The following is a 10,317-nucleotide window of genomic DNA, read 5'->3' as shown; positions in this document are numbered from 1 at the left end:
GTGTTGGTGTTGGTGTTGGTGTTGGTGTTGGCGTTGGCGTTGGCGTTGGCGTTGGCGTTGGCGTTGGCGTTGGCGTTGGTGACGGTGACGGTGACGGTGACGGTGACGGTGACGGTGCTGACGTTGTCACAGGAGATTCACCGCCGCCGCATGCCGCCAGCAACATGACGGTGACGACCGATGCGGCGATGAGACCATGCGGGAATTTTTTGTAAAAAACGTTGGAACGGGGATTCATGAGAACTCTCCTCAATCAAGTGTGGAAGGTCAGAAAAAACTCCTAGCAGGACACGCCTTGCGCCTGTGGAAATGCGGTACTGCTGGGTTGGCCATCTGGCGCGATGGCGAGGTAACGCACCTCCTGAGACTGCAACCAGGCTTCCCCCGCAGGCCCTTTCAGCATGGCGATCGTGGCAAGCGCACCGGCCGTTGTGGTGTTGGCTGCCAGCACGCTGACCGACTGCCAGTACGACACCGGCCAGCCGGTACGCGGATCAAGGATGTGGCAGTAGCGCCGCCCCTGATGCATGAAAAAGCGTTCATAGTCCCCGCTGGTCGCCAACCCGCCACGTGCTACCGGCAACCACGCCAGCGTGGCCAGCGGTTGCTGCGGCGGTGGCCGGGGATGCTGGATAGCTACTTGCCAGGGGGCGTTGTCGCGCTCGGGCAAACCACGTCGACCAAGTACATGCAGATCGCCGCCCAGATTGACCAGCGCATGAACGATGCCGGCCTCCTGCAAGATCGCTGCTGCGCGATCGGCTGCATATTCTTTGCCGAAGCCACCGATATCGAGCTCCATGCCCGGCAGCGTCAGACGCACCTGCCGGTCGGCCCGCTCCAGCTTTTGCCAGCCGACCCGCTCCAGCAGGCTGGCCATGCGAGCCGGTTCGGGCATGCTGCCTTTCCTGAAATCCCAGGCCTGCCGCAAGACACCGGACGTCATGTCGAATAGCCCATCGCTAAGCCGCCAGAGCTGGTTGCCGAATTCGAGCAAACCAGCGGTTTCGTCGTCGATCTCCACCGGTGCCAGACCGGCTGCCTGGTTGATGCGGCTGATGATGCTGTCATCGCGATAGCGCGAATACTTGTGCTCAATACGACGCACTTCGGCAATCGCGACCTTGGCTGCACGGCGCATCAGACGTTCGTCCGTGCCATCCATCTGCATGCTGCACAGCGATGCCATGGCAGGAAATTCGAACCGTACTGTGCGCCAGCGTTTCATGGAGGGATGACCATAAGTAATGTCATGCGTGATGGGAAGTAGCCGTCAAGGGCACTGCACTAAAAACGATGCGTCAAACCAAGTTGCAAAAAATTCGCCCGGAGCGGGTCGAGATTCGGACTCCCGGTCGTGCCAGCATGCAAGCCAGCCGCTTGCCGGTAGGCTTCGAATTTGGCATCGATGACGGTAGCGGGCGTGACGCGGCAACTGATCTTGCCCGACAGGGTGGCTGCGCCAAACGCGCCAAGTCGTGCATCAAACGAATGGGGACCTGTCATGCCAACGCCGCTGGCAAGCGTCGCGCCAACGTCGTACTGACCCGTCGCGTCGAGTACCGGATCAAGATAAAAATTGGCCGCGCTCTGGCTGTAATAGCGCGCTCCCGGCGTGATGCTCCAGCGCCCGAATGGCTGCTCCCACTCGATGCCGACCGTATGCGAACGGATACCGAACGTGTCGGTGTAATAGCGATAATTGCCGCGCAGCGCCGCATCGAACTGACCGACGTAATGGTTCAGTCGGGCCAGTGCTATCCAGGCATTGCGCTGGTCAGGACGCTGGTCGAGAGTCTTGTAGGGATCATCGTAATAACCGGCGCCGATGCTGCGGGTCAGGTTGAGCTGGGCAATATCGTTCGCCGTCAGCACTTGCGTGACACCGGCCATGAATTCATGGGTGCGCTTGTGCTGGTCGATGGCGGTATTGGTGCCGTTGGAGGTATTGTCGATGCGGTCGCGGGAAAGCCCGTAGCCAATCGTCCAGGTGCGGTTATTGTCAGCGCTCGACCAGCGGCCTTCAAGACCGATCGCGCGCGAAATGTAATCATGCTCGGTCGAATACGCCACGCTGGCAGAGACAGCCGCACGCGAGAAATAGCGGGTGACCTTCAGGTCGGCAGCCTTGCGGTAATCGCTCATCTGACTAGCGCTGGAGCGTTCGGTATGCCAGTACGACGACGCGCCGGAAACACTGTCGCCGGAGGCCGATCCCTCGATCGACCAGACCCCGGCGATCGGCACCTGCGCATACATTTGTGGCGTACTGACCTTGATGCGGTCAAATCCTGGCTGGCTGTCCTTGTAGGAACCGTATTTGAGGCCGATGGTGGATTGTTCCGGGGCGTTTTCTGCAGCGGCATTGCGTGACACCAAGGCGGCCATGCCGGGCAGAATCAGGGAGGCCATGAGAACACTGGAGGCGACGTTGCCGGTGAAACAGCGGGACCATGCGCCGGCGAACTGGTCGACCGCAGCGCACGCGCAAGGCAAAGCTGGGCTAGATGAATTTTTTTTCATGGGTATCCTTAGTTGCAACCGCAGCCGCCGCCGCCAACGCCGTAACCGCCGCTAGAGTTTTCTTTGCTGCTGTAGATGTGCTGTACAAAAGCCTGATCCAGCGGATCACCGCCGAATGTCATGGACGCTTTGGCCAGGTTGCCTTTTTCCCACGGCTGGACCTGGCCGAGACTGCTGCAACCCGCCAGCGCCGCCACGGCAACGAGCATCATCAGTTTTTTGAATGCGGGCTTCATGGCTTGTCCTTGCCGGCGAGTGCCTGTTTGATGTGCTGTTCGAGGGCATCACGATCAGCCGGGACAAAGCCGTTATGGACCAGCAAGACCTTGCCATCGGGACCAATGAGTACCGAGCCGGGCATGCCTTTTAGGCCGTAGCTGGCAGGTGTTTTTCCCTCCGCATCGAAGGCGACGCTGAAGGTCGCGGGATGGTCCTTGAGGAAGATGCCGGCATCGGCGACTTTCTTGTCAACATTGATGGCAACGACCTGCAGACCCTTGCTGCCATAGCGGGTCTGCATCTCGTTCATCCACGGAAAGGATTGCTTGCAGGGACCGCACCACGAGGCCCAGAAATCGAGGTAAATGATTTTTCCTTTGAAGTCATCCAGACGGACTGCGCCAGCGGGACCGGGAAGAGAAAATGCTGGACTGGACTGGCCGATTTCGAGGGCATGTGCCGGCAGATACAAGGCCGACAGGAGCAGCGCCAGCAGAGGGAGATTTTTAGTCATCATCAGTTTTCCGTAGGTGATGAAACGCATCAACAAATTGAAACCAGAAATCAATACTACGATACTCTTGGTTTTAAGCAATATGCCAAAACCCATGCTTTACCGTCTTTTTTAAAGCTCGCACCGATTTACCACACCGATTCAGGGAATCGCAGCCCGGTCCAGCGACGCCAGAAATTCATCAGGAGCCTGATAGCCGATCACTTTGTGACTGACCCGGCCCGCCTCGGCTGCGCCAAAAAAAACCATCCCGGGCGGACCGAACAGGCTGAAGCGCTTGAGCAACGCCTTGTCTTCCGCGGTATTGGCCGTCACGTCGACTTGCAAGACGCGCACGCCGGCCAGGCGTTTTTGTACTGCGGGATCGCGGAAGGTGATGCTGTCGAACTCCTTGCACGCGACGCACCAGTCCGCATAAAAATCGAGCATGACGGCTTGACCTTGCTGATGCGCAGCAACCAGTGCGGCATCCAGCGCAGCGCGACTGGCAACACGACTGATGTGAAGTGCGCCGGCAACGTCAGCCGTTACGCCCTGCCCGCGCCAATGCGCCAGCGGTTGCAACACCGAGCGGCCACCGGATGCGGCCCCCACCAGCAGGATCACGGACAGGATCGTCAGTCCTGCCGCGGCAGCACGCCCGGCCAAAGCTGCACCGTGCTGGGCACTGCCAAACAATCCCAGCCACGCGGCCGCTGCCAGCAACCATCCTGCCCACAGCACCATCTGCCATGACACCGGCAACACGGGTGCCACTATCCAGATCGCCACACCCAGCAGCAGCAGGCCAAACAATTGCCGGACACGCTCCATCCAGGCACCCGCGCGGGGCAGCAAGCTGCCCGCAGACAGACCTACCAGCAGAAGCGGCACGCCCATGCCGAGCGCCATCGCAAACAGTGCCAGACCGCCGAGCACGACATCACCGGTCTGGCTGATGTAGACCAGTGCCCCGGCCAGCGGTGCCGCCACGCAAGGACCAACCACCAGCGCCGAGACACCACCCATCAGAAACACGCCGACAGTCGATCCACCCTTGAAGCGGTTTGACCAGCCGGTGGCACGTTGCTGGATGAAGGTCGGCATCTGCAACTCGTATAAACCGAACATCGACAGCGCCAGCGTGGTCAGCAGCAACGCAAAACCGCCCAGTACCCACGGATTTTGCAGCGCGGCAGCCAGGCCTTCGCCGGCCAGTCCGGCCGCCACACCAAAACCGGCATAGACCAGCGCCATGCCCAGCGTGTATGCCAGCGAGAGCAGGAAGCCGCGCAACCGGCTGGGACGCCGAGCTTGCCCGGCAATCAATGACGACAGGATCGGCACCATCGGCAGCACGCACGGCGTGAACGAGAGGAGCAAGCCGGCCAGCCAGAACACACCCAGCGTGCGCAGCAGATTACCGCCGGCGAGCGCTGCAGCAATCGGGTCCGCTGAAACCGGGACGGATGGCACGACAGGGGTCGGCAGAACAGTGGCTAAACCGGGCACCACCCGGTTAGTCGATGCGCCAAGACCGGTCAATGCCACTTGCAGGTCGGCGCTCGCCGGGGCATAACACAGACCGGCATCAGCACAACCCTGCCAGTTGACAGTGAGCGGGATCAGTGACGACCCCTTGGAAAAATGGACATCGACGTCCAGCGATTTTTCAAAAATCGCCATGGTCTTGTTGAAGTTGGGATCGAAGCGGTCTTCACCGGCAGGCAACAATAACGCGGCCCACTGTGCCTGCGACTGCGTGGACGCGATGCTGATCCGCTCGCGGTAGAGATGGGTGCCAGGCGCGATGTCCCAGTGCAATGCGACGGTATTCCCATCAACAACCCGGGCAGAAAAAACAAACGCCTGCTCCGGTGGGAGGTAGTCATCTTTCAACGTTGCACTGGCTGGCAAGGCAAACAAAAGACTGAAGCAGAACAGGAAAACTCGTCGAATGGCGAGGACAACAGAAAGGCGGCGGGACGGGGAAGCTACCATGGTTCACCTTTGGAAATCGTTACCGGGCACAGTCGGAGTCATCAAGCCGTTATTACTAACGGTTTTTATACTACGATGATTCTTGGTGGCAACGCAATCATGCGGATAGCGGTCGACACCTTACGGGAAGGGGCGACGGCGCGCTAAGGGATGAGACGAGAAAATCAGTCGTGGAAGTACGACAGGCAGTCCTGGAATTTTGCGGGCTGCGGGGTAACGGGTGAGTGCGGTGCACCGCTCCCCGTCGCCAACACCGACGGCCTAGAACAGCAAGCTCAATGCGATCCCGTGCCCCGCAAACGCCCCACAATCCCGCTCGGAAAAAAATAGACCGACAGAATAAACAATATCCCCAGCCACAACAGCCAGCGATCCGGCGACAGCAGGGCCGACAGCAATGGCACGCTGCTGGTGGCGCGCGCGGCCATGCCCATCAGGTCTTGCAGGTAACTCTGCGCAAGGATGAACAGCGTTGCGCCGCACACCGCACCGTAGAGCGTGCCCATGCCGCCAATGACGACGATGAGCAAAATGTCGATCATGATCTCGAACGACAGCGAGGTATCCGCGCCGTTGTAGCGCAACCAGATTGCCAGCAGCGCTCCGGCCAGCGTCGCAAAGAGTGCCGCCAGCACGTTCGACAGCGTGCGGAAAACGACCGTGCGATAGCCGATCGCTTCCGCCCGGAAATCGTTTTCGCGAATCGCCTGCAAGACCCGGCCGAAAGGCGAATTGACAATGCGCAGCATCATCAGGAACAGCACCACCGTGCACGCGAAGAGCAGGTAATACGTCAGCAACCGGCCATCGGGCGTGACACCGAACAAGGGCGACTCACTGAACCGGAAGGCCGGCGTCAGCATGTCCGGCAACTTGAAACTGAGCCCGTCCTCGCCGCCGGTCAGCTCCGACAATTGCGACGCCAGCGTCTGGAACGCAGCCGCCACCGCCAGCGTGATCATCGCGTAAAAAATCGCCCGCACGCGCAACGAGAACAGCCCGATCAGCAACGACAGGATCAGCGACAGCAGCAGCGCCGACAGCACGCCCACACCAAGCGATTGCCAGCCCGGCCCCATGCGCGTACTGGCAATCGCAACCCCGTACGCGCCGAGTCCAAAGAACATCGTGTGGGCAAACGAGACAATCCCGGTATAACCCAGCAGCAGGTCATAGCTGGCGACCAGCACGATGAAGATCAGAATCTTGGCAGCGACATTGAGTGCTTTCGCGCCCGGAAAAATGAACGGAGCAAACGCTAATCCGAGCACGATCAGCAACAGCAGCAAGCTGAGTAGGCAGCTGCGCGGCAAGTCATCAGAGAGCAGGCGGCGGATCATCGCGAGGTCACCGGAAACAGTCCGCGTGGACGCCATAACAGGATCGCCCCCATCAGCAGGATGTTGGAAAACAGCGCGACCTTGGGCACCAGAAAACCGGTGTAATTCGCCAGCAAACCGACCAGCAACGCACCGAGAAAACAGCCACCAGTCGAACCCAGTCCGCCGATGATGATGACGATGAAGATCAGCACATTGACCTGCGCACCCATCTGCGGAATCACGTTTTGCTGGTACAGCCCCCACATCACGCCGCCCAGTCCGGCCAGCGCCGAACCGACCACGAACACGCCCACAAACAACTGACGAATGCGATAGCCGAGGCTTTCGACCATCTCGCGATCCTGCACGCCGGCGCGGATCAGCAGGCCAAGCTTGGTGCGGTTGAGCACCAGCACCATCGCGCCAAACACCACCAGCCCAACCACCATCGCCAGCACGCGGTATTTCTCGATCGCCGCATCGCCGACAAGCAATGCACCGCGCAGCGCCGCCGGTAGCGGCAACGCGATTTGCTGCGCGCCCCAGATGACCTTGATCAATTCTTCGCCGACCACCATGCCGCCCATCGTGATCAGGATCTGTTTCAGATGCTGGCCATACACACGCCGCACAATCACGCGCTCGAACACGAAACCCACCGCACCGGCGGCGACCATCGCGGCAATCATTGCCAGTGCCAGTGCTGCCAGGTTCAGGCCGAGATGGTCGGCCTGCACCCATTGCGGCATCGCTCCCAGTACCGACACGGCGACAAATGCACCGAGTGCAATGAAGACACCATGGCCAAAATTAAGCACATCCATCAAGCCGAAAATGAGCGTCAGGCCAGACGCGATGATGAAGATGATCATGCCCATCGCCAGGCCAGCGGCGGTCAGCGTGATCCAGGTCGAGGGCGAACCGACTAGCGGCAACGCCACCAGTGCCGGCACTGGCACGAGCAAGAGTGGAATCAGGTTGGGTCGGTCGATCATCGTGGTTCTCCGGTGCCGGGTGCGAGCGACAAGCCCAACAAGCGCGCCTGCAATGGGGCATCATCCGCCAGCTCCGCCATGGTCCCGCGATGGACGATGCGACCGTTGTCCATCACGGCGACGGTGTCGCCGAGTTGCTTCGCAAAGTTAAAATTCTGCTCGACCAGCAGGATGGTGGTGTCGGTCTGCTTAAGCTCGCGAAACGCCGTGATCATGTTGGCCACCATCGCCGGTGCCAGGCCTTTGCTGGGTTCGTCGATCAGGATCAGGCGACGCGGTTCGATCATCGCGCGCGCCACCGCCAGCATCTGTTTTTGCCCGCCCGACAATTTGCCGGCAGGATGCAGCCAGAAGGTTTTGATGGCCGGGAACAAATCGAAAATCCAGTCCAGCCGCGGGCGGTCGATGGCCTCGACGGTGCGGGCCGTGCGCGCCGCCAGCAGCAGGTTGTCGCGCACGCTGAGGTCGGCAAAGATGCCCATGTTTTCTGGCACGTAGGCGATGCCGAGACGGGCGATGTCGGGCGTGGCCAGCGCCGTGATCGGCTGGCCGTCAAAAGTGATGCTGCCTTGCGAGGCCTGCCACAAGCCCATGATGGTTCGCAGCGTGGTGCTCTTGCCGGCACCATTGCGACCGAGCAGCATGGTCAACCCGCCACGCGGGATGTCGAGGTCGACGCCATGCAGGATGTGGTACGCGCCGATGTGGGTATGGACGTCGGTTAGTGTCAGCAGGTTCATGCGTCCTCCCCGACCGGTGCCAGCCCGAGATACGCCTGCTGCACCACCGGCGACGCGATCACTGCATCCGGTTCGCCATCGGCTACCAGCGCGCCGTTATGCAGCACGATGATGCGGTCCGCCAGTTCGCGTACCACGTCCATCTTGTGCTCGACCAACAGGATGGTCTTGCCGGTCTGCTCCTTGAGCCGGCGGATCAGGTCGAGGATCACCGGCACTTCATCGACACTCATGCCGGCGGTCGGCTCATCGAACAGGTACACCGCCGGATCGAGCGCCATCAGCATGCCGACTTCGAGCTTGCGCTGGTCTCCATGTGGTAATGCAGCGGCGGGCTGATCGCGTCGTGCAGTCAGCGCGACGCTTTCGAGCACCTGTTCGGCGCGCTCGATGAGCGCCGTGTGATGCGACCAGACATGCCACAGGTCGAGCCCGAGACGCTGGCGCGATTGCAGCGCCAGCCGGATATTTTCAAGCACGCTGAGCGTCGGGAACAGGCTGGTCAGCTGGAACGCCCGACCGAGTCCGGCATGCGTGCGTGCCGGTGCCGACAAGGTCGACAGGTCGCGTCCGTACAGCAGCACTTGTCCGGACGAGGCTTTCAGCTGGCCGGAAATCAGGTTGAAGTAGGTGGTCTTGCCAGCGCCGTTCGGCCCGACGATGGCCGTCAGCGTACCGGGCACGAACGCGCAGGAGACGGCATTGACCGCGACGTGGCCGCCGAAGCGGATCGTCAGGTCGCGGGTTTCCAGAGAAATCATCGGGTCGGATTGAGCGTTGCTTTTAACGTTTGTTGCGGATCGGCAGCTTCATCTCGTCGATGCCGATCTCGCGCACCAGTTCCGGCACGCCCCACGGGAAGGCCGGGTCGACCTTGATCCTGAAGTGGTACATCGATTGCAACGCCTGGTGATCCTCTGCACGGAAAATCATCAGGCCTTTTGGCGTCTCGAAGCGCATGCCTTCCATGGCTGTGATGAGCTTTTCGGTGCTGGCATCACCCTTGGTTTTTTTCAGTGCTTCAACCAGTGCGATCCCCGCCGACATCCCGCCTGCCGTGAAGAAATCCGGTGGTGTCTTGTAGCGCTTGTAATGCTCGGACACCAGCCAGTTATTGACCGGATTTTTCGGAATCCCGAAGTAGTAATAGGTCGCGCCTTCCATGCCGGGGAAGTTCTTGTAGGCCGCCATCGCCGGCAGGATATTGCCACCGGTGGCGATTTCGATGCCGTAGCGTTTCGGGTCGAGATCGGCAATCTTGAACGGGTTGCCGGCACCGGCCCAGATGATGAAGATGATCTTGCGGCCGGGCTTGTCTTTCAGGGAATCAAACAGACGCTGGGCACCGGCAGTGAAGTCGGTGGTGCTGGTGGGCAGGTATTCTTCATGGGTGATTTTTGCGTTCTTCAGTGTCTCGCGAAACGCCTTGACGCCATCACGGCCAAACGCGTAATCCTGTGCCAGCGTGGCAATCGTCACACCCGGTTTGTCGAGCGCGACCGCGTTCGAGATCGCATCCTGCGACGAGTTGCGGCCCGTGCGGAAAATATAGCGATTCCATTTGTCACCGGTGATGGCGTCGGCCACGGCCGGCTCGACCAGCAGGATTTTTTTGTATTCTTCGGCGACCGGCAGCATCGCCAGCGCGACACCGGAACCGGTCGGTCCGACCGCGATATCAGCATTGTCGTCGGCATAGGCCGCCGCGAGCTGGGACTTGGCGACATCGGGTTTGCCCTGCGTGTCTTTTTCGATTAGCACCAGCTTGTTGCCGTTGACGGTCATGGTGCCGCCGGTGGCGTAATCGAGCCCCATCTGCAAGCCGATCTGGGTCTGTTTGGCGTAGGCTTCGAGCGCGCCGGTTTTGTCGTAGACGTGAGCGATGCGGATGTCTTTGGCGCAGACCGCGGTGGCGGATAAAGCGAAGACAGTGGACAACAGGGTGGCAATGGCAAGCAGATGGGGTCTCATGTTTTCAATCCTCTGATGGGTGAATGCCTTGAAGACTAACCGATGTCTGCACT

Annotated in this window: 10 protein-coding genes; all 10 read right to left on the bottom strand. The window is 60.4% G+C overall.

Annotation, left to right across the window (positions count from 1 at the left end; translation table 11 throughout):
• Positions 1-280: 280 nt before the first annotated feature.
• Positions 281-1,228 carry an FAD:protein FMN transferase gene (locus QN370_RS07410; RefSeq protein WP_322129014.1) on the bottom strand — a complete coding sequence of 316 codons (948 nt, stop codon included), beginning with the start codon at positions 1,226-1,228 and terminating at the stop codon, positions 281-283.
• 59 nt (positions 1,229-1,287) lie between these two features.
• Complete coding sequence (locus tag QN370_RS07405; RefSeq protein ID WP_323581701.1) at positions 1,288-2,412, bottom strand: DUF3570 domain-containing protein; 1,125 nt, start codon at positions 2,410-2,412, stop codon at positions 1,288-1,290.
• Between the two features lie 119 nt (positions 2,413-2,531).
• The gene (locus tag QN370_RS07400; RefSeq protein ID WP_322129016.1) at positions 2,532-2,759 is read right to left on the bottom strand and encodes a DUF4266 domain-containing protein; all 228 of its coding nucleotides are present in this window, start codon (positions 2,757-2,759) and stop codon (positions 2,532-2,534) included.
• Positions 2,756-3,259 (bottom strand): TlpA disulfide reductase family protein, encoded by a 504-nt coding sequence (locus QN370_RS07395; RefSeq protein ID WP_322129017.1) that lies wholly within the window; start codon positions 3,257-3,259, stop codon positions 2,756-2,758. Before QN370_RS07395 ends, QN370_RS07400 begins: the two co-directional genes overlap by 4 nt.
• A gap of 138 nt (positions 3,260-3,397) precedes the next feature.
• Complete coding sequence (gene dsbD, locus QN370_RS07390) at positions 3,398-5,236, bottom strand: protein-disulfide reductase DsbD (RefSeq protein ID WP_323581700.1); 1,839 nt, start codon at positions 5,234-5,236, stop codon at positions 3,398-3,400.
• A gap of 275 nt (positions 5,237-5,511) precedes the next feature.
• Positions 5,512-6,576, bottom strand: coding sequence for a branched-chain amino acid ABC transporter permease (locus QN370_RS07385; protein ID WP_322129019.1), 1,065 nt, complete (start codon positions 6,574-6,576; stop codon positions 5,512-5,514).
• The gene (locus tag QN370_RS07380; RefSeq protein ID WP_322129020.1) at positions 6,573-7,553 is read right to left on the bottom strand and encodes a branched-chain amino acid ABC transporter permease; all 981 of its coding nucleotides are present in this window, start codon (positions 7,551-7,553) and stop codon (positions 6,573-6,575) included. Before QN370_RS07380 ends, QN370_RS07385 begins: the two co-directional genes overlap by 4 nt.
• Positions 7,550-8,293: an ABC transporter ATP-binding protein gene (locus QN370_RS07375; protein ID WP_322129021.1), complete on the bottom strand. Its 744-nt coding sequence runs from the start codon at positions 8,291-8,293 to the stop codon at positions 7,550-7,552. The genes QN370_RS07380 and QN370_RS07375 overlap by 4 nt, the downstream gene beginning before the upstream one ends.
• Entirely contained in the window at positions 8,290-9,054 is a 765-nt protein-coding gene (locus QN370_RS07370; protein WP_322129022.1) for an ABC transporter ATP-binding protein, read from the bottom strand. Before QN370_RS07370 ends, QN370_RS07375 begins: the two co-directional genes overlap by 4 nt.
• Positions 9,055-9,076: 22 nt before the next feature.
• Positions 9,077-10,264 (bottom strand): substrate-binding domain-containing protein, encoded by a 1,188-nt coding sequence (locus QN370_RS07365; protein ID WP_322129023.1) that lies wholly within the window; start codon positions 10,262-10,264, stop codon positions 9,077-9,079.
• Positions 10,265-10,317 lie beyond the last annotated feature (53 nt).

The organism is Actimicrobium sp. CCI2.3, from assembly GCF_035019065.1.
Taxonomy (GTDB): Bacteria; Pseudomonadota; Gammaproteobacteria; order Burkholderiales; family Burkholderiaceae_D; genus Actimicrobium.
Note: the sequence above shows the minus strand (reverse complement) of the source record. Positions and strands in the feature narration are given on the sequence as shown.

Bases quoted from the DNA above. Each gene is read 5' to 3' on its own strand.
- QN370_RS07410 (WP_322129014.1), bottom strand. From the start codon at position 1,228: ATGAAACGCTGGCGCACAGTACGGTTCGAATTTCCTGCCATGGCATCG.
- QN370_RS07405 (WP_323581701.1), bottom strand. From the start codon at position 2,412: ATGGCCTCCCTGATTCTGCCCGGCATGGCCGCCTTGGTGTCACGCAAT.
- QN370_RS07400 (WP_322129016.1), bottom strand. From the start codon at position 2,759: ATGAAGCCCGCATTCAAAAAACTGATGATGCTCGTTGCCGTGGCGGCG.
- QN370_RS07395 (WP_322129017.1), bottom strand. From the start codon at position 3,259: ATGATGACTAAAAATCTCCCTCTGCTGGCGCTGCTCCTGTCGGCCTTG.
- dsbD (WP_323581700.1), bottom strand. From the start codon at position 5,236: ATGGTAGCTTCCCCGTCCCGCCGCCTTTCTGTTGTCCTCGCCATTCGA.
- QN370_RS07385 (WP_322129019.1), bottom strand. From the start codon at position 6,576: ATGATCCGCCGCCTGCTCTCTGATGACTTGCCGCGCAGCTGCCTACTC.
- QN370_RS07380 (WP_322129020.1), bottom strand. From the start codon at position 7,553: ATGATCGACCGACCCAACCTGATTCCACTCTTGCTCGTGCCAGTGCCG.
- QN370_RS07375 (WP_322129021.1), bottom strand. From the start codon at position 8,293: ATGAACCTGCTGACACTAACCGACGTCCATACCCACATCGGCGCGTAC.
- QN370_RS07370 (WP_322129022.1), bottom strand. From the start codon at position 9,054: ATGATTTCTCTGGAAACCCGCGACCTGACGATCCGCTTCGGCGGCCAC.
- QN370_RS07365 (WP_322129023.1), bottom strand. From the start codon at position 10,264: ATGAGACCCCATCTGCTTGCCATTGCCACCCTGTTGTCCACTGTCTTC.